The 18,477-nt window shown below is 70.6% G+C and carries 13 protein-coding genes and 3 pseudogenes; 8 read left to right on the top strand and 8 right to left on the bottom strand.

What is annotated here, in order from left to right:
- Window positions 1–3: 3 nt before the first annotated feature.
- Window positions 4–1,743, top strand: a complete 1,740-nt coding sequence (locus AQI88_RS44025; protein WP_079058010.1) for a thiopeptide-type bacteriocin biosynthesis protein — start codon at window positions 4–6, stop codon at window positions 1,741–1,743.
- 171 nt (window positions 1,744–1,914) lie between these two features.
- Here the strand turns inward: AQI88_RS44025 and AQI88_RS48060 are convergent.
- From AQI88_RS48060 to AQI88_RS35500, 3 genes and pseudogenes are all read right to left on the bottom strand, one after another.
- A pseudogene (locus tag AQI88_RS48060) lies at window positions 1,915–2,346 on the bottom strand (S8 family serine peptidase); the annotation flags it as partial.
- On the bottom strand, window positions 2,310–2,813 hold the full coding sequence (locus tag AQI88_RS48055; RefSeq protein WP_067007679.1) for a hypothetical protein: 504 nt from the start codon (window positions 2,811–2,813) through the stop codon (window positions 2,310–2,312). The gene AQI88_RS48055 and the pseudogene AQI88_RS48060, both read right to left, overlap by 37 nt.
- Before the next feature lie 306 nt (window positions 2,814–3,119).
- A complete protein-coding gene (locus AQI88_RS35500; protein WP_067007677.1) occupies window positions 3,120–3,599 on the bottom strand; it encodes a cupin domain-containing protein in 480 nt (159 codons plus the stop codon).
- A 106-nt stretch (window positions 3,600–3,705) separates the two neighbouring features.
- On the opposite strand from AQI88_RS35500, the gene AQI88_RS35495 reads away from it, so the two are divergent.
- Window positions 3,706–4,356, top strand: coding sequence for a TetR/AcrR family transcriptional regulator (locus AQI88_RS35495; protein ID WP_067007816.1), 651 nt, complete (start codon window positions 3,706–3,708; stop codon window positions 4,354–4,356).
- A 309-nt stretch (window positions 4,357–4,665) separates the two neighbouring features.
- Here AQI88_RS35495 and AQI88_RS35490 read toward each other — a convergent pair whose 3' ends face one another.
- Complete coding sequence (locus AQI88_RS35490; RefSeq protein WP_079058009.1) at window positions 4,666–6,759, bottom strand: lectin-like domain-containing protein; 2,094 nt, start codon at window positions 6,757–6,759, stop codon at window positions 4,666–4,668.
- Between the two features lie 618 nt (window positions 6,760–7,377).
- Here AQI88_RS35490 and AQI88_RS48650 point away from each other — a divergent pair.
- Window positions 7,378–7,875 carry a transglycosylase family protein gene (locus AQI88_RS48650; protein WP_067007671.1) on the top strand — a complete coding sequence of 166 codons (498 nt, stop codon included), beginning with the start codon at window positions 7,378–7,380 and terminating at the stop codon, window positions 7,873–7,875.
- Window positions 7,876–8,117: 242 nt separating this feature from the next.
- Here AQI88_RS48650 and AQI88_RS48645 read toward each other — a convergent pair whose 3' ends face one another.
- Window positions 8,118–8,246 carry a hypothetical protein gene (locus AQI88_RS48645; RefSeq protein WP_279616593.1) on the bottom strand — a complete coding sequence of 43 codons (129 nt, stop codon included), beginning with the start codon at window positions 8,244–8,246 and terminating at the stop codon, window positions 8,118–8,120.
- A gap of 46 nt (window positions 8,247–8,292) precedes the next feature.
- The gene (lanL, locus tag AQI88_RS35480; RefSeq protein WP_244184470.1) at window positions 8,293–10,977 is read right to left on the bottom strand and encodes a class IV lanthionine synthetase LanL; all 2,685 of its coding nucleotides are present in this window, start codon (window positions 10,975–10,977) and stop codon (window positions 8,293–8,295) included.
- Window positions 10,978–11,914: 937 nt separating this feature from the next.
- On the opposite strand from lanL, the gene AQI88_RS35470 reads away from it, so the two are divergent.
- Both AQI88_RS35470 and AQI88_RS35465 read left to right on the top strand, forming a co-directional pair.
- On the top strand, window positions 11,915–12,769 hold the full coding sequence (locus AQI88_RS35470; RefSeq protein WP_067007813.1) for a hypothetical protein: 855 nt from the start codon (window positions 11,915–11,917) through the stop codon (window positions 12,767–12,769).
- An 844-nt stretch (window positions 12,770–13,613) separates the two neighbouring features.
- Window positions 13,614–14,681 (top strand): serine hydrolase domain-containing protein, encoded by a 1,068-nt coding sequence (locus tag AQI88_RS35465; RefSeq protein WP_079058008.1) that lies wholly within the window; start codon window positions 13,614–13,616, stop codon window positions 14,679–14,681.
- A gap of 625 nt (window positions 14,682–15,306) precedes the next feature.
- On the opposite strand, the gene AQI88_RS35460 is transcribed toward AQI88_RS35465, so the two are convergent.
- Window positions 15,307–16,038 carry a TetR/AcrR family transcriptional regulator gene (locus AQI88_RS35460; protein ID WP_067007660.1) on the bottom strand — a complete coding sequence of 244 codons (732 nt, stop codon included), beginning with the start codon at window positions 16,036–16,038 and terminating at the stop codon, window positions 15,307–15,309.
- A gap of 50 nt (window positions 16,039–16,088) precedes the next feature.
- Here AQI88_RS35460 and AQI88_RS35455 point away from each other — a divergent pair, with 50 nt between their 5' ends.
- Entirely contained in the window at window positions 16,089–17,705 is a 1,617-nt protein-coding gene (locus AQI88_RS35455) for an FAD-dependent oxidoreductase (RefSeq protein ID WP_244184469.1), read from the top strand.
- Window positions 17,706–17,724: 19 nt separating this feature from the next.
- Here the strand turns inward: AQI88_RS35455 and AQI88_RS46225 are convergent, their stop codons facing one another.
- The gene (locus AQI88_RS46225) at window positions 17,725–17,898 is read right to left on the bottom strand and encodes a hypothetical protein (protein ID WP_159050470.1); all 174 of its coding nucleotides are present in this window, start codon (window positions 17,896–17,898) and stop codon (window positions 17,725–17,727) included.
- Between the two features lie 56 nt (window positions 17,899–17,954).
- Between AQI88_RS46225 and AQI88_RS48050 the strand changes: the two are divergent.
- Window positions 17,955–18,311 (top strand): annotated as a pseudogene (locus AQI88_RS48050) (IS5/IS1182 family transposase); the annotation flags it as partial.
- Between the two features lie 41 nt (window positions 18,312–18,352).
- Window positions 18,353–18,450: pseudogene (locus AQI88_RS46220) on the top strand.
- Window positions 18,451–18,477 lie beyond the last annotated feature (27 nt).

Below are 18,477 nucleotides of genomic sequence, written 5' to 3'. Positions count from 1 at the left end.
GCGATGACGACCGCCCGCCCCCGCCCCTGCCCGGCCGCCTCCGAAGCCGCGTCCGAGGGCCCCGGACGCCCCTGGCACAGCCTGCACCTCGCCCTGCACACCAGCGGCGCGCAGACGGACGCATTCGTCACCGACGACCTCGCCCCGCTGATGGACGGCCTGACCGCCGATCCGTGCGCCGCCTGGTTCTTTATCCGCTACGGCGAAGGCGGTCCTCACCTGCGGATCCGCTTCCGGGGCCGGCTGCCCGCCGGTGCGGCCTCCGAACTGCCCGCCGTCCTGGCGGGGTTGGCGGCCGCCCGGCCCGCGGAGGTCACCGGCCCCTGGCCGTCCCGGCACGGCGAGGTGCGCGAGGTGCCGTACGTACCCGAGACCGAGCGGTACGGCGGCGCCGCCGTGCTGCCCCTCGCCGAGGAGGTGTTCGCCCACTCCACCCACGCGGCCGTCGAGGCCCTGCGCTCGGCCCCGGACCGCGCCGCCCGGCTCCCGCTCGCCCTCGACCTCGCCCACGCCACCGCCCACGCGCTCGGCCTCGACGAACTGGAGGCCTCGGGCTGGCTGCGCCGGCACGCCGCCTCCTGGCGTTGGATCACCGACGTGGAGCCGCTGCCCGGGGCCGCCGTGCACTCCCGCGTGAACTCAGTGTTCGCCCTGCAGCGGCCGGGCCTGGTCCGGCGCGCCCGGGCCCTGCGCGCCGCCCTCGATGAGGGCACCGCAGCGCCCTGGCTGGCGGAGTGGGCGCGCCGGGTCGGCGCCTCGGACGCCCGGTTGCGCAGCGCCATGCCCGCGGAGCAGGCTGCCCACCGCGTGCCCTGGGTATGGGCCTCCCAACTGCACATGCTGTTCAACCGGCTCGGCGTGACCCCCGACGAGGAGCGGGCCGTCTGCCGCCTCGCGGCCCGCACGCTGCTGGAGACCGAGGACGACCCGGGGTTCTTCCCCGCCGGGCACCGCGCGGCCGACTACCAGTACCTGGAGCGCAGCAAGTTCCGGATCGGGCGGTCCGAGGACACCGCGCTGCGCGACCTGCCCGCACCGTCGGCCCCCTCGGCGACTCAGCTGGCGGCCGAACTCCCGTTTCCTGCTGCCCCATTGCCGGAACTGTCGCTCGCCGAGGCGCTGCGCCGGCGCAGCTCCGTGCGCGGGCCGCTGTACGGGCCGCTGGACGCGGGGACCCTGGGCGGGGTGCTGTGGTCCGCGTACGCCAAGAGCCACGCGACGCACCATCCGCTCGCCGACGGCACCGTACACACCGCCCGACACCGCCCGTACCCCAGCGCCGGCGCCCTCTACAGCGTTCGCGTGCGCCTGGTGGCGCTGGATGTCGCGGGGCTGGCCGCGGGCACGTACCACTGCGTGCCGGAGCGCCGCGCCCTGCTCCCGATCGGCCCGGCGCCGACCGTCGCCGAGCTCAAGGCACTGTCCTCGTACCTCTCCCGGCCGTCGGACGACCCGGACGCGGTGGGCATCGACGAGGCCCCGGCGGTGCTCACGGTCCACCTCGACCTCGGCCTGCTGCGCCGCCGCTACGGCCTGCGGGCGCTGCGGCTGGGCCTGCTGGAAGCCGGCCACCTCACGCAGACGCTGCTGCTCACCTCGGCAGCGTTCGGCCTGGCCACCCTCCCGCTCGGCGGCCTGAACGACGACCTGACCCACGAGCTCCTCGGCCTCGACGACCTGGACGAGCCGGTCCAGTACCTCCTCCCCCTGGGCCGCCCCGCCCCACCTTTCCAGGTGCACTGACCACAAGCGCTGCCACGAGGGCAGGGCCTTGATCATGACGAAGGCCTCCGGTGCGGTGGAGGTGTCTACGCCCCACCGCACGACGGAACACCGGATCTCGGGGCGGTTGCTCTCGCCGGCTCCGACGGTGATGACGTTCTTGGCCCCTGTCTCGTCGCTGACGGACCTCAGGTTGATGCGGCCGTCCCCGTCCCTGTCCGTGCCGTCGTTGCCCGCGGCGAAGCAGATGACGAAGTCCTTGTGGTCCCAGCCCATCTGATCGGCCTCGCCTGCGGCCGGGCCGTACGAAAGCCCTGGGGTGACCGGGCCCCACGCATTGGTGTGGATCCGTACCCCGTCCTCCAGGAAGGGCGGCTCGAACAGGTCGAGCAGGTTGTCCGGGATGCCGGCGAGAGACCCGTTCTCGGCCATCACGGACTGGAGGACCAGGCGCGCCTCGGGAGCCGTACCGGTGATGGCGCCGCCCATGAGCACCGATGTCCCGTCACCGAGGACCGAACCCGCCACGTGGGTGCCGTGCCCGCTGGGGTCGTCCACCCGCGCGGGGCTCGTGCGTCCCAGGGCGATCAGGCGCTTGACCCGGCCGGTGAAGGCAGGGTGCACATGGGTGGTCGAACCCTTGTCGAAGCCGGTGTCGGCGACGCACACGATCTGGCCCTCGCCCGGAACTTCGTGCCGTTGAGGGACACGCGGGCGTGCATCAGCGTTCCCGCGACGCTGCTGTACAGCACCCGCTCCGGGACTTCCTCGATCTCCTTCACCTCGTCGAGCGCGGCCAGTGCGGGCAGGTCCTCCTCGCGGACCGTCATGCGCACCTTGCCGCGGCTGGGCCGTACGTCGCCGGGGCTGACTCCGGCCGCCGCTGCGACCCGGTCCCGTACGCCGTCCACGCTCGCATCGACGTCCTCGTGCAGGACGATGTCGACGGTGCGGGTCCCGGCACCCGCCGCCTCCAGGGGATCGGCCGGCGCGGCGACACTCGAACGCAGCTGGGTCGACTGCAGCGACCGGCCGATCTTGAAGCCGTTGAAGTACACGTCCGCCCAGGCCACGAACGGCAGTGCGCGCACGGCGTCCAGGTCCGTGGGGCGGTAGCCGCACAGGTAGGTGTCCTGCGGAACGTACGCCGGATGCCGAGGTGAAGGACTGGATCGCCGAGCTGGAGCGCTCCTGCCCGCCTGGCGAAGGCACGCCGAGGCAGCGCGGGGACCGCCTGGCCGAAGCCCTGGCCGCCTCGATGGCCGAGCGGCCGGTGCTGTGCAACCTGATCAGCGCGCAGGCTGCGGTGCACCCCTCCCGTGATCCAGGCCATCGACCGCCGTCGGCGCCCGCAGCAGAGCTGCAAAGTCCAGATCCGAACGAAACAGCATGGGGGCCTAGTCCAGAGTCATCGTGCCCTCGGTGTACCGCATGCCGTACCGCTCGCCGACGATGTTGACCTTCTCCAGATCCATGGCGCCTTCAGAGGTCCTGACCGCGGGTCCGGCTGCGAAGAGGTCCTCCATGAACTGGTCCCAGCCTCCCGGTGTGGAGATCTGGAGTGCCCGCGCCGGGGGTTGGGAGGCGTTGCGCATGGCGTGGGGGATGCCATGGGGCAGGAGCGCGCACATGCCCGGCGTCAACCGGTATGTCCTGCCCTGGAAGTCGATCTCCATCTCTCCCTCCAGTACGTAGACGAACTCGTCCATCAACTCGTGCACATGGGGCGGGATGTCGACGTCCAGGCGGTTCTCCAGGACGGCGAGCCGGCCCTCGCTGTCGGTGGTGGCGACCTTGACACCAAAGCCGGGCGGCAGCGGGACGCGGGTCTGCCGGGACTCTCCGGGCTGCAACAGGATGAAGCGGTCTGCGGACATGGGTGATTCCCTTCTCGTCGGCCGCGTGATGCCGATGCGTGACTACCACCTTACGACTTAACCGGAGAAAATTCTCCACTTGATGGCCGCCGCTTACGATCGTCAGGTGACCACTGAGCCGCCCCTGCGAGCCGACGCCCAGCGCAACCGGGAGAGGATCCTCGCCGCCGCGCGCGAACTCTTCCGAGAGCAGGGCACCGCGGTCGCCCTCGATGACATCGCACGCCGCGCCGGAGTGGGCGCCGGCACCCTGTACCGCCGGTTCCCCGACCGCGACGCACTCGTCCGGCAGGTCATCGTCGACGGCTTCGAGATCTGCCTGGCCGCGGTGGAGGGGGCCCGTGCGGAACCGGCCGATCCGGCCGTCGCGTTGGAGCGTCTCTTCCTGCGTGTGCTCGAACAGCGCGAGCGCCTCGTACTCCCGCTGATCGGCGGGCCCGTGGTGCGCGAGCCCCGGATCCAGGAACTCCAGCACGCCATCCGCGACACGGTGGAGGATATTCTCGTACGTGCCCGGTCGGCCGGCGTCGTACGGGACGACATCACGCCGGAGGACCTGATCACCGCGGCCGCCATGGTCTGCCGCCCCATGCCGCACCTGCCGGACGAGATGAGCGCGGCTCTCGCCGCCCGGCACGTCGCCGTCTACCTGCACGGACTGCGCCCCGAAGGCGCCCGTCCGCTGCCCGCGGCCGCACCCGCCCCTGGCGACTTCGGCCGACACGTCGCCATGGATGCCGAACAGCGTTCGCGCTAGGTCCTGTCGTCACACTCCCGCGGTCCGCCCGAAGGGCGGGCATCGCGCCCGCCGCGGAGCGGCTGATGTCGCTGTACGTGCGCGCTGTCGGCGTGCCGGGCCCTGGCCCTCGTACTGGATTTACTCGGGCCCGGGCCCGTGGCGGCGAGTGGAGGTCCCCTAGCTCTTCGAGCAGTCGTGATCGGGGGCGACTCGTAGGGCATGGACCATGTGTGCATCGCAGCGCAGCAGCCGCGGCTCGCACATGTCGTGCGGACCGCAGCTGTGTGAGCGGCCGGGGCCAGGTGAGTCAGCAGCCGGTGGCGCCGTTCACGTGCGTGGTGGGCAGGCGATCCAGTTCACGGCGATGTTGTTCTCCTTGGCGAACTCCGGGGGCAGGTCGGCCTTGTCGCTGCGCCGGACCCCGGCGGTGAAGCCGCGTCGCCCGCCTCCGTAGATGCCCGGGTTGCACAACTCGGCGACCTTGGAGTTGCCCACGGGGCACGTGACGAACGCCGGGCTGTCCGGCAGGTACGCCCCGCTGGTGTTCGTGTCGGTGAAGAGGATGCCCGTGTCGTCCCCCTGCCGCCATGTGCCGATGGTGCTCTGGCCGCAGACGATCCCTTCGGCGTTGCGCGCACAGGCGATCCAGTTCAGGCGGAAGCCGTTGTCCTGCGCCGTCTGCGGGTCGAGATTGTTCTGCCTGATCAAGCGGATGGCGGCGGTGAAGCCGTTGCTGGTCTGGTTGTACAGGGCGACGGTGCTGAGGTTGGCCGTGTACTTCTCGCCCGCGACGGAGGCGACGAAAACGGGCGTCTCGGTGAAGCCCGCGTTGCTGGTGTCCACGTCGACCAGGACGATCCGGGAGTCCTCCCCCTGTCGCCAGGCGCCGGGCTCGGTCTGGCCGCAGGCGATGCCCGCGGCGTTCCGGGGGCAGGCCATCCAGTGAAGCCGGAGGCCGTTCCTCTCCGCCTGGGCCACGTCCAGTTCCGCCTGGTCGTTCCGGCGGAGGCCGACCCTGAAGCCGTCGGGGTGCCTGTCGTAGATCCCGGGAGCGCCGAGGTTCGCCACATACTGCTTGCCCGCCATGGCGGCGACGTAGATCGGTGTCTCCTTGAAGCCGGCATGCCTGGTGTCTACGTTGACGAAGACGATGCCTGAGTCGCCGCCTTGCTGCCAGGTGCCCGTCTCCTGACTGGCCGGGACCTGGCCGCAGACCGGGACGAGGCGTCTGGCCTTCACCTCGGTGTTGACGGTGTCGGACTGCTTCGCGGCAGTGTTCGCCCGGGTTCGGGACTTGATCTGGGTGGTGCAGCTGAGGGTGCTGCCTCCGGCGTCGGAGTCGACGGTGCCGGCCAAGGTGATCACGGCGCTGCTGCCCACAGGGAGGTCCAGGGGCTGGTGCAGCCCGTTGTTGGTGGAGCCCTCGCCCGCGGTGGCGCCGCCGCGCGGTTCACAGTGCAGCGTGCGGTCGGACAGCTCCGTGGGGATGGTGCCGAGGACCTCCGCGTCGGGGACGGCGTTCGGCCCATCGTTGCGCACCTTGACGGTGTAGGTGAGTTGGCGGCCCGCCTCGACCTGTGGAGGGTCGCCCGCCATCTCCAGAGGCATCTCGGCGGGCAGTGCCACATGGAGGTTCCGGATCAGGTGGGTTGCCCTGGCGGCGCCCGTGCTGGCAGCGAGGCCCAGCTTGAAGGTGTCGGGCATGATGACTTGGCCGGGGGCGTTGGCGAGGTCGAAGTCCTTGATGAGGGTGGTGCCACCACGGTCGGAGTCGGTGAAGTGGCGCACCGTCAGCAGTCCGTTGATGATGTTGATCTGTACGTGGGCGTGCTTCTCCCAGGTGGCCTGGAATCCGCCGGGGACCTCTTCGCCTCGCAGCCAGCGGAACCCGTCCCTTCCACTGCCGGAGCCGCGCACCCCGAGGGTGCGGGGCCGCCGTCCCGGTCCGTTGGGTCCGGCCAGGTCGGAAGCGTAGTTGCCGTAGTTGTCGAAGCCGATGCCGACGTATCCGGCGGTGACGCCCGGCACCACGTTGGCGTGGCTGACACGCATGGAGGAGTAGCCGAGTGCGGCTCCGTAGGCCCCGGCCTCCGTTGTTTCTTTTCCGTCGATCAGATAGAAGGAGAATCCGTCGCCGAAGTTGTCGCTGTCGCCGTAGCAGGCGTAGTCGAACTCGATGCTGACGCCGAGCTTGGAGCTGAACGGCTGGTTGAGATAGGCCGTGCCGGCCTGATCGCCCGAGTCGGACGTCAACTGCAGAGCGCCGTTGGGTCCCTCGGTGAGTATTGCCTTGCCGCGGAGCTTCCAGTGCGGATGGGTGACGTGGCCGTCCTTGAACGATTCGATGATCGGGAAGCCGGCTTCGGTCACGGGGGCGAGTGCCTCCGGTATGACTGTGGGCGCAGGGGCGAATGTGGCCATGTGGGCTCCAGGGGTTCAGGGATCGACACGGAAGACACTTTCATCACTTTTTGTGACCCTTTAGTGACATTTCGTGATCCATGTCGAGAATATGCCGGATTCATATCCATCGCGCGAAGGAATTGCTCTGTTCGGGGGGGGCGGCCCTCCGTTCACGCACCTGTCGGCAGCACGTCGGCATCCCTCGCCGCGCAGGCCAGCCAGATCCATCTCCTTGCGTTGCCCAAGACGCGGATCATCGCGCGGCCGGTGATCGTGTGCGCCTCCCGGCCCGTTCGCCGCAGTGCCCGGTACTGCGGCGGTGCTATCCCGGCCGCCGCACCCGAGCGGAGCACTCCCCCACCTCCGCCGTAGGCGTGCGCCACCCCTGGGGCCTGCTTACGGCGGGTCAGTGCCGCCCAGAGCCGTTCGACTCGACTTCGGTGCACCCATGCCCACTTGTGCGCCCGTACCCCAATCGAGCTGACGGGTCGTCATCACATCGGACGGTGGCGCGGAGCGGCGCACGACGATCCGTGAACTCCTTGGCGCCTTGTGAGCGGCCGGGCGGCACTGCCGTACTGCCTACAGCCCGCCGGGACCACAGGTGGGCGGGAACCGCAGTGGAGAGGAAGGCCCATGAACGCACGACCTCGGCACCGCCGCACCACACCCCCACGGCTGCTGCCGTCGCTCTGCATCGCCCTCACCGTCGGCAGCTTCGGCATCGTCCTGCCGCTCCTCGGCCCGGGCGTCAGCGATGCGGCCTCCGGCACCACCTGGGACCGGGTCGCCCGTTGCGAAAGCGGCGGCAACTGGAGCCTCAACACCGGCAACGGGAACTACGGTGGGCTGCAGTTCACCCAGCCGACCTGGGTGGCGTACCGCGGGACCGCGTACGCGCCGCGGGCCGATCTGGCGAGCCGGGCCGAGCAGATCACTGTGGCGGAAGCGTTGCTCGCTCGGCAGGGGCCGGGAGCATGGCCGGTCTGCTCGGCACGGGCGCACCTCACTCGGGACGGCGGGCAGAGCGAGCCGGCCAGGCGTCCCAGCGGTCCCCGGCACGCCGCGCCCAAGTCCCGCTCGCGCGGCGGTACTGCCCAACGCCCCGACAGGTCGTGCACCGTGAACGACTGAAGTAGACGTTCCGCAGGGCCTGTTGCATACCCTGGACCATGCTCTGGTGGCAGGCGCGTCGGAAGGCGGACGTGCGTTCGCCTCCGGCCGGCACCAGGCATCGGACAGAATCGGCGACCTGGCCAAGGAGAGGCGGGCGCTGGTCGTCCACCGGCCGCGCTGACGGACGGTGGCCCAGGGCGACACGATCGCGTACGGTTGCCCCCGCCCATGCGGCCGGGGGCGGCTCGCGAGATCTCCGATCAGCCTTCCCGGGACGGCGGTTCGTGCATGAGACCACTCGTGCGCAGGGTGTCGCAGCACATCGCGGGCTCGAGCAAGTCCGCGTCCGTCTCCGGGAGTTTCTGCAGCGCCAAGACCTGGTCCTCCATCGTCCGTTTCCTCTCTCCTCGCCGGGTCCCGCTCTCGGGCAGCCGGTCAGCGGTCGTCGACCATCCAGGAACGTCGGCCGCCGTGCCGGAGCCGCAGCAGGAAGTCCAGTGCCCCGGCCAGCCCGACGCCGTAACTCGCGCAGACTTCGCGCATGGTGTCGTCCGGGACCAGCAGCCGGCCGTCGCGCCGAGCAGCCCGGACGAGCAGACAGGTGGCGGCTTGCGCCGCCCAGTACCGATAGTGCTCCTCACCGGTCGCCTCCGCCAGATCCAGCAGCAACTGGGCGTTCCCGGAGACCCCGTGGCAGTTCCCCGGTCCGAGCCGCCACCGGTCACGGTGGACGGCGAAGGCGGCCCCTTCGGCGTACTCGCGGAAGAGCGGCTCGCCGGTCTCCTGCCACAGGCGTATCAGGAAGGTGCCGACGCCGGATGTTCCGTTGCACCAGAAGCTCATCCCGTGGCGTTCGGCGCGGCCCGGACCCTTGGCCCAGCGGGCCGTGCCGTCGGCCTCCCGCCGGGCTACGGCGCACAGGGCGTGCCCGCCTCCGGCGGCGATGTCGAGGAGGTCGGGGCGGTGCAGGTCGCGGCCGGCGGCGAGCAGGAAGGCGGCGTTCCCGGCGACTCCGTGGCCGAAGCCGTACAGGGACGAGCCGGCGAGCTCGTCGCGGTGCTCCGCGCCCGCGGGCCAGTCGACTCCGTCGCCCGCGTTCCGCGCCGCCGTCAGCAGCGACAGCAGTCCGTCGGCGCAGCAGGCGGCCCGCTCGGCGAACCGTTCGTCGGCGGTGGCGCGCCACAGGTGCAGCTGGGCCAGGCCGGCGCCGGCGAGGCCGTGACAGATGTCGTGCCGCTTCCCGTCGAGGGGGATGCGCAGCGCGAACTCCCGTGCCCGGCTCGCCAGGGCGGGGTCGTCGAGCGTGCGTGCCGCGTCGTGGAGAGCCCAGGCCGCTCCGGATCTGCCGAAGTACAGGCCGGGCAGGGCCCGTTCCGGCCCGGTGAGGCGCCGGTCCAGCCAGTCGGCGGCGGTGCGGAGCACCGGCCGCAGGGCCTGCCTCCCGGACCGCACTGCCCGGTCGAGGACGGCGAGGACACCGGCCGCACCGAGCTGGACGTTGCAGGGGTCGCCCTCGGGGAGGCTGCGCGGCCGGGGCCACAGGTGGGTGTCACCGGGTTGGATGGTGTCCGCGAGGAAGGCCAGTCCGTCGCCGAGCAGCCACTCGACGTCGTCGGACCCGGCCGCCGTCGGGACAGGCACGGGCGGCGTCGCTGGTGCGTCGCGCAGGAACGCGGTGGCCTCGGCCGGCGTCCAGCGGCGCCCGGGTTCGGTGGTGAGGCCGAGGACGAGCGCGGCCAGGGCCTGCAGGGCAGGACTCGCCGGGGCCGCGGCCGTGACGATCGCGGCGATCCGGTCACCGGCCGGGCGCGGGGCGCCGGGTGAGTCGGGGGCGAGGACGGGGTTGATGCCGGTGAGGGCGTACAGCAGGGTGGTGCCCAGGCTGTAGCAGTCCACGTGGGGGTTCGGTGCGGGCGGGGGGTCGCTTGCGTCCCGCTTGCGGGCGTCGAGGTATGCGGGGTCGGTGAAGCCCTGGGTGCCGGCGGGGTGGGCTCGTTCGTCCAGGTCGAGCGCGCACTCCAGGTCGACGAGCACGGGCCGGGAGTCTGTCGTCATCATGACGTTGCCGGGCTTGAGGTCCCGGAGCACGAGGCCGGCGGCGTGCACCTCGCCGACGAGCCGCGCCAGGTCCAGGGCCAGGTTCCGGGCGGTGGCGACCGGGATCCCCTCGCCCGCGGTGTGTACGGGGTCGAGGGCCCACCGCTGGAGGCTCGTGCCGTCGACGAGGTCCTCCACGAGGAAGAGGTGTCCGCCGGTCTCGACGATTCCGTGCGCGGCCGGGGTGATTCCGCGCGGTGCAAGCCGGCGCAGGACCGCCTCCTCGTGGCGCAGCCAGTCCCTGGCGTCCTTCCCCTGTGTGTCGGCCGCGACGTGCGGTCTGGCCTCCTTGAGGAAGACGTCCGCGCCGGTGCGGGTGTCGTGGGCGCGGTAGACGCCGCCGCGGTTGGAATGGCGGATCGCCTCCTGTACGGCGTACCGGCCGGCGAGGAGCACCTGCTCATCGGTCCCGCCGCCGGCTCCGCCGGGCGCCCGCTCGTCCGGCGGGAACGGCTCAGTGGCCCATGGGGGCGGGGAGAACCAGGGATTGCGCCGGTCGGGCACCGGGGTTCCGTCGGGTGCCCGGAGCCGGCCCTCGTAGAAGCCCTCTTCGTTGAGTTCGTCGGGCCGGGCGAAGCAGCCGTAGCGGTAGTGCACGAGGCTGCCCGGGCGGTAGCGCCGGTCGGACAGGATCGCCGGGCCCGCGAGCCCGAGGGTGGCCAGGTGGAGCTGCTCCGCGAGGACGCGCAGCCGCTCGTCGTCGGCGGGGTAGGCGGTCAGGAACTTGCCCGATCGCGCCCGGTCGGCCCGTACGGCGACGAGTTCGGCGGTGATGCGGGGGTCGGCGGCGAACTTGAAGGCGCAGCCGTGCGCCACGAGCACGGCTGCCGATCGTTCCAGCACCTGGGGGGCCGAGGCGGGCGTCGCCGACACGTGCAGCTTCCATCCCTGGTCCCGGGGTGCGTAGCGGGGCGGGGTGACCTCGCACCAGAACTCGCCGTTTCGGACCTGCCATCGGGGGGCCGTGACGGGTGCCGCCCGGTCGAGGACCGCCGCGAGGATGCACTGATAGGTGTGCGCCACGTGCATAGGATGGCAGCGGGGCGTCCGGGGTGACAGACGTCGGCGCCGGCCGTCGTACGTTGAGTGGCCGAGTCGGCAGGCAGCACCACCAGGTCGGGCCCGCCGGAGGAGCAAGCGTGGGTCTGGATCAGCTGGCTCAAGACCCGCTCGGCCACGCAGCAGTCGGACGGCGAGGCGCCTTCGCGCAGGCGGGCCGTGACCCCGCCCGCAGCGGGCCGTAGGCCACAGATACCCCGCCGAATCACGGCCAGGTCAGGCAATCCCCGAACCTCATGACCGGGCTCTGCCGCCTTGTCTGCGTTTCAAGACGCAGGCGGGTTGGTCTGGCCATGACGGCTGGCCGCCGCGCCGGCTCGGCAAGGGAGGGCGAGTGTCTCAGTCGACGATGACGGTCATCTTGCCCAGCGCCTCACCTGCTTCCATGACCCGGTGGGCTTCGACGATCTCGTCGAAACGGAGTTGACCGATACGACGGCACGGGACCGGCATGTCGAAGACCATCTCACTCGCGTCGCGTGATCGTCGTTCTGCTCGCCGTCGACGCGATGACGCCGACCGCCTGCTGCACAGGTTCGTCCAGGTCGACATGGCCAACGCCCGTATCGATCTGCGCAGTGCCACCCGCGGATGCCTCTCCATGGATGAGCTGACCCATCGCGTGCGCAGCGGCTGGCTGCGGGAGAGGCACGAGCGATGGCCACGGACCCGGAACCCTCACCTCCTCCTCAGCCGGCAGACCGCGGCCGACTAGCGTGTGTCCGTTGTGCAACACGTGGCCGATTTTGCCCCTGTGGTTGTTTTCATTCGTAGCTGTGAGTCACAAACTGTCAGGGCAGGTGTCCGGCGAACGAAGGGAGCGATGGGGATGCGCAGGGCGAGGAGCACTGACGCTGCGGCCGCCGGCACGCAGTCGACGCCGGACCCCGGACCTGCGGGCATGACCCTGTTTGACGACCTCTACGATCAGCCGGACCCGCGAACCTACTTCCGTGTGCTGGGCACGCTGGAGTATCAGACGCCCCATCATGCTCAGGGGGTCTTCCGGCGCCTCGTCGACAACCGGACCGCCCAACTGAGCGGCCCGACAAGGGTGCTGGACCTTTGCTGCTCCTACGGCATCAACGCCGCCCTGCTCAATCACGACCTGACGTTGGGCGACCTGTACGCCCACTACACATCGCCGCAGGCCAACGCACTCAGCACGGCTGAACTGATCGAACGGGACCGCGCCTATTACGCGGCCCATCGGCGCCGCGACGCAGCACCCGTGATCGGACTCGACGTTGCCGCCCACGCCCTCGACTACGCGGTCGCGGTCGGCCTGCTGGAGCAGGCGTTCGCCGAGAATCTCGAAACCGACGCGCCTTCCCCGGCCTTGCGTCGCGCTGTGCGCCACACCCGCCTGATCACGCTCACCGGCGGGGCGAGTTTCCTGTCCCCCCGCACCTTTCAGCCGCTCCTGGACGCCATCGACGACCCGGTGTGGATCGCCGCGTTCGTGCTGCGGACGGGCTCCTACCAATCCATCGCATCAAGCTTGGAATCCCACGGACTGGTCACCGAGAAGGCCGCTGACCACAGCTTCGCCCAGCGTCGCTTCACCAGCGCGCAGGAGCAGCAATACGCCGTCGAAGCGGTGGCCGCTGCCGGAGAGGACCCTCGGGGAAGAGAGACCGAGGGCTACTTCCACACCACCCTGTACCTGTCGCGCCCCCCGGAGGACACCGCGGCCTTCCCGCTCACGACGCTGATGCAGCCCCCGAGCCCACCCCCTCATCGGTCCCAACGCTGAAGATCACCAACAGCATCACCGAGCGGACGTATCGCCGAGCATGAAAGCGGCCGCTTCGAGCCCGACCAGTACGGCTGCATCGTGTACACGTTCGCGAGGAGTGGTGAGGCGGAGCGTGTGCAAGTAAATGATCACGACAACCGCGTTCGTCGCCGTCGCCGAGCCGAGGGGGCGAGGTGGGCGGCGGCGTCGACGCGGCCTGCTAGGTCACCTGAGAAGCCGGAGGCCAACGTGCCGGGCAACGCACGATCAGCGGCGGCAGATGGGGCCGACAGCCCACCGGCTGGACCATGATCAGGCTGGGTCCGCCCTGACAGGACGCCCTCTCCTCCGAGCGGCCCGGCAAGGGACCGGTCGCACGGCATGGTCTGGTCAGGCAGGGATCTTGCTCGTCCCACGCCGTAGTCGACAGTGCGGGTCGACCCGCCAGCGCGAGCCGGGTCGTCGGCTGCTGCACGATCTTGTGCGCGGGCACACCCCAGTGCGCCCCTTCGCCGCGCGCTGCAGCTCACGACCAGGGCGTGTCCGACGGGTCGGAGTCGGCGTTTGCAGGCTCCGTCACTTCCGCTCTCCTGACGCTGACACCGCAGCCAGGGCGTCCCTGCCCGTTCCTCGCCGGCTGAACGCGCCGGAGGTTATCCCCACCACGACCTGACCGGGTGGCACGATGGTCCCGCGCGATCACATCCGGAGATGCTGGGTCCGGCATAGGCAGCCGGTTTCCCCATGATTCCGTAGGAGTTGACTCGTGCGTGAGCAGGCATGGCAGTGGTTCCGTTCGTCCGGGCAGCGCAGTGGTCGGTGCAGAGTCGTGCCGACCGCGGCCGCGGTGGCCTTAGGCGTCATGACGATGGGTGCCCTGGCGCCGCCCGCGGCGTTTGCCGCCGCCAGGCCGGACTCCGTCCAGAAGGACCTGAACACGCTGGTGCACACCGACGGCGTGCCTGCCGCGCTGGCAAGCGTCCAGGGCCGTGACGGCCGCACCCGTACCCACACCGCCGGGGTCGGTGACCTGGCCACCGGCGCGAAGGTGCCCCGGGACGGTCAGGTGCGCATCGGCAGTAACACCAAGACGTTCACCGCAGTGGTCGTGCTGCAACTGGTCGGTGAAGGGAAGATCGGCCTCGACGCCCCGGTCGACACCTATCTGCCCGGCCTCGTCCGCGGGGACGGGATCGACGGACGCCGCATCACCGTTCGCCAGCTCCTCCAGCAGAACAGCGGACTTCCCAACTACAGCAAGTACCTCAGCGACGACATCCGCTACTACGACCCCCGCGAGCTCCTCGACCTCGCTCTCCAGCACGAGGCCGACTTCGCCCCTGGCGCGAAATGGGCCTACAGCAACACGAACTACCTCGTGGCCGGGCTGATCATCCAGAAGGTCACCGGCCGCCCTCTCGCCGAGGAGATCGACCGGCGCGTCATCAAACGCATCGGACTGCGCCACACCTACTTCCCCTCCCCCGGCGAGGTGACGATCCGCGAGCGCCATCCCACTGGCTACTACCAGGATTCGGCAGGCGCGCCTCTGGTCGACGCCACGGAATGGGACCCTTCCTGGGCCTGGGCTGCGGGTCAGCTGGTGTCCACCAACTCCGACCTGAACCGGTTCTTCACCGCGCTGCTGGCCGGCCGCCTCCTCCCGAAGGCTCAGCTCGACCAGATGCGCACCACCGTCCCCGCCGATTACCCCTTTCCCGCCGGTGCCCGGTACGGGCTCGGAATCGTGAGCACGCCCCTGTCGTGCGGCGGTGTGTACTGGGGCCACGGCGGCAGCATGACGGGATACGAGACCCGAGGCGGCGCCACCGAGGACGGCCGCGCCGCCGACATCGCGGTGACCATCCAGCCGAGCCAGGCAACCAAAGAGCGCATGGACAGTGTCGTGGACACGGCCCTGTGCCGCTGAACCACACGTCCTGACCTTCCGTCGCGGACGAGTACACCTCCGTCAACTCATCGGGGCGACGGTGGCCGTGCCGTAGAAGACACAGGCCCTCTCGTCGTAGCGAGTTGCCACGGCTTGAAACCTCTTGAGCCGGTTGATCGTTCACTCCACTTCGTTACGACGGCGGTAGATCGCCCGGCCGACGGCCCCTCGGCCGGGCGTCCTTACGCTTGACGCGCTGGTCCCACGGCTACGGGATGGTGTGCTTGATTTGGCATCGCGCCGCAGGTAATGGCAGCTGCGGCGGGAACGAACAGGCCTTGTCTCAGCCGCGGTGGTCGAGCCGAGTACATGGACATGCGCCACCTGGTCGAGGAACTCGGATCTGCTCAAGCAAGGGGACCATCTGAGAGGCATCGCCCCACTGGCCGGGCGTGCCGGTGAGGGCGACCGGGCGCCGCCCGCCCTCGCTGGCAAGATTGATCTTGCTCCGCGAGTTGTTGAGTGGCCCGGGAGGGCCTGATGTGGCGAACCATGCTGGCCGACCCGGAACGTCCGGACCTTGAGCCGAAGGAGAAGAAGACGCGGAAGATCCTCCGCGACTGCCGCCTGAAACCAGCACGTCAGATCGGAGATCATTTACGAGTCAGCCCGGTTGGCCGTGTGCGAGGCCGTCGATCATCAGGTTGAGGGTGAAGTCGAAACGGTCATGGCCTTCGCCGGCGGTGAGCTCGGCGGCGTAGCGGCTGGTGTGGGGGAAGGTCTCGGCGGGCAAGGCGGTGAACCGGCGTAGCAGTTCGTCGCGGTCGAAGACCCAAGCAGCGTCATCATGTGCTGACCGCTGGCGCATGATCGATACCTCAAGGCAGTAGGCGGCCACGTACAGCAAGAGGGCATCGATGGCCCAGGCGGCGGCCTGCGGGGCGACGCCGCCGGCGAGCAGGATCGCCAGCATTCCTTCGCTGACGCGCACAATCTCGAGGTCGGTGGGGGCCATGGCGAGCGCGGCGCGGGAGATTCCGGGGTATTTCAGGTACTGGTCACGGATCTGGGTACAAACGCCGCGGATCTGCTCCCGCCAGGCTGCGGGGTCGGGCTCGGGCAGTACGAGCTCGGCGCACAACCGCCCGATGACAAGCTCGTCGAGGTCAGCCTTGTTGACCACGTGGGCGTAGAGCGAGGCGGGTCCGGTGTCGAGCGCGCCGGCCAGCCGGCGCATGGTCAGTGCCTCGTAGCCCTCCGTGGCGATGACACCCAGTGCGGTGTCGATGACCTGCTCCACGGTGATCGGGGCCTTGCGGCGCCGCGGCCTGGGGTTGGCTTCGGCCTCGGGTTTCGGCGGCTGGTGGCGCGCCGCGCGTCGCTCTCTCGGGTTCACCCAACCATCATAACTTGACACGAACACTGTTCGTATATAGAACGCTGTTCGTGACAGTGAATGCGAACCAGGATGTGGACGTGACCGTGGTCGGGGCCGGACCGGTGGGCCTCGTGCTCGCTGCGGAGCTGGCGCTCTCCGGTGCGGCGGTGCAGGTACTCGAGCGACGGGCCGACCCGGACGAGGCGATGAAGGCGCAGTCGATCAACGTGCCGACGGCCGAGGCACTCGACCGCCGCGGCCTGCTGCCTGCCGCCGAACAGGTGCAGCGAGAGCTGCTCGAGCGGGTGGGGTCGTTCGCGGGCGCTGCCGACGACCGGCCGCCCGGTGCCGGCCGGCCGGCGCCCGAGAGGCGATTCACCGGGCATTTCGCGGGGATGGTCCTCTCCCCCGACCTCGTGGACTGGTCCGATCCCGACCTCGCCGCGCACGCCGCGGTCGACGGAGCGAGGATGGTGCCGCAGCCTCAGCTGGAGGCGCTGCTGGCCGACCACATCGCGCGACTCGGCGTCCCGGTGCGTCGCGGGGTGGAGGTCACCGCGCTCGAAGACACCGGCGACGGCGTACGCGTCGACACCACTGCCGGCACGGTGCGCACCGGGTGGCTGGTCGGGTGCGACGGCGGACACAGCACCGTGCGCCGCCTCGCGGGTATCGACTTCCCCGGCACCGACCCCGAACTCACCGGCTACCAAGCGGTCGTCGACATCGCCGACCCGGAGAAGCTCGCGGGCGGATGGACATGGTCGACCCGGGGGGCGTACCGCTACGGGCCCCAGCCCGGGCGGGTGGCCACCCTCGAGTTCGACGGCCCTCCCGCCGGCCTCCCCCACGCTCGGCTTCGCTCGCGCGGGGGGACCCCCATGGCGCCGGTCACCCTCGAGGAGGTGCAGACCAGTCTGCGCCGGATCTCGGGCGCCGACGTCACGCTGACCGCGCTGCGCGCCGCTCCGACCCGCTGGACCGACAACACCCGCCAGGCTGCGGCTTACCGGTCGGGGCGGGTGCTCCTGGCCGGCGACGCCGCGCACGTGCACCCGCCGTTCGGCGGCCAGGGCCTCAATCTCGGGGTCGGCGACGCGATGAACCTGGGCTGGAAGCTCGGTGCCGTGGTCGCCGGGTGGGCACCCGAAGGGCTGCTCGACACCTACGACGCCGAGCGTCGTCCCCTCGGCGCCTGGGTGCTCGACTGGACGCGGGCCCAGATCGGGGTGCTGCGCGGGGACGCCAAGTCGGCCGCGCTCCGGGAGGTCGTCGCCGATCTGCTGAGCACCCGGGACGGCACGACCTACGCGGTCAAGAAGATCTCCGGCGTCACACAGCGCATCGACCTGCCCGGCGACCATCCGCTGGTCGGCCGATTCGTTCCCGACGTGTGGCTGAGGGACGGCTCCCGCCTGGTCGACCATGGTCACGACGGCGGGTTCCTGCTGCTCGACCGCACTCCGGACGGCGCGTTCGCCCGCCTCGCCGCTGCCTGGGCCGGGCGCGTGAGCAGCGTGAGTGACGACCACGCGACGCCGACCGGGGTGTTGGTACGCCCGGACGGGGTGGTCGCCTGGGCCTCCGACACCACCGACATCGCCGCCATCACCGGCCTCGAAGCCGCCCTGCACCGATGGACCGGCGCGCAGACTTCCTCACCCGCGCACGAGCCGGTGAGCTGACCACCCGTCCGCATCGACATCAGCCGATGCACTGCCGGATGACATCGAGCACCCGAGTAACGTCGAAGCGGCCGGTCAGCTTGCCGTAAAGGGTGAGAACACAGCAGGGACCGAGGGGCTCCCCGATGGTCGCGCCCGCGGCAAGAGCCTTCCAGCAGCCGGTGATCTCCTCGGCACCCGCGCGCCACGCCACGCGAAGGAAGGGAATCTCGCCCGGGCCCCCAGGATGTGGAGTTCTGCACGTCCGATCAGCGTGTCGGCCTCCTGGCTGACCTCGCACCCACTGTCACGGGGCGATACGGGCCGCCTCGATGAAGGCGGTCGTCCTCCTGGACGGGACGCTGCTGCCGGTCGACCGGATCGCCGCGACCAGCCTTCTACTCAGGAAACACAAGAAACATGGCATGAACGTGCCGGTCATCACCGGTCCCTTCGGCCGTCTGCTCTGGCTGGGCCTCACCGGCCCCGGTCGGCGCCGTCCACGATGTCCGCGCGGCCCGCGCACACGGCGTCATCGACGCCCTCGCCACAGCAGGCGTTGCCTGCTGCGCCAACGCTGCGTCAGAGGCGGATCAGGGCCCTGTCAGGGGGCCCTGCCAGTCTCGTTCACGTGAACGGCACCGGACACCGCCCGGGGCCGGGAACGAGGAGAGGTGCCCGGAGTGGTTGATCGGGGACCAGCGAGCACGCCTCAAGGTCGGGCCCCCAGGGGCCCACGCAGGTTCGAATCCTGCCCTCTCCGCCACATCAGACACCCCACCACAAGGCACCA

This window comes from Streptomyces cellostaticus (assembly GCF_001513965.1).
Classification (GTDB): Bacteria; Actinomycetota; Actinomycetes; order Streptomycetales; family Streptomycetaceae; genus Streptomyces; species Streptomyces cellostaticus.
The sequence above is the reverse complement of the archived record's forward strand: the minus strand, read 5'-3'. Positions and strand labels throughout refer to the sequence as shown.

Excerpts from the sequence above, each read along its gene's own strand:
- AQI88_RS44025 (WP_079058010.1), top strand. The coding sequence starts at position 4 with ATGACGACCGCCCGCCCCCGCCCCTGCCCGGCCGCCTCCGAAGCCGCG.
- AQI88_RS35500 (WP_067007677.1), bottom strand. The coding sequence starts at position 3,599 with ATGTCCGCAGACCGCTTCATCCTGTTGCAGCCCGGAGAGTCCCGGCAG.
- AQI88_RS35490 (WP_079058009.1), bottom strand. The coding sequence starts at position 6,759 with ATGGCCACATTCGCCCCTGCGCCCACAGTCATACCGGAGGCACTCGCC.
- AQI88_RS48650 (WP_067007671.1), top strand. The coding sequence starts at position 7,378 with ATGAACGCACGACCTCGGCACCGCCGCACCACACCCCCACGGCTGCTG.
- AQI88_RS48645 (WP_279616593.1), bottom strand. The coding sequence starts at position 8,246 with ATGGAGGACCAGGTCTTGGCGCTGCAGAAACTCCCGGAGACGGACGCG.
- AQI88_RS35470 (WP_067007813.1), top strand. The coding sequence starts at position 11,915 with ATGACCCTGTTTGACGACCTCTACGATCAGCCGGACCCGCGAACCTAC.
- AQI88_RS35465 (WP_079058008.1), top strand. The coding sequence starts at position 13,614 with ATGACGATGGGTGCCCTGGCGCCGCCCGCGGCGTTTGCCGCCGCCAGG.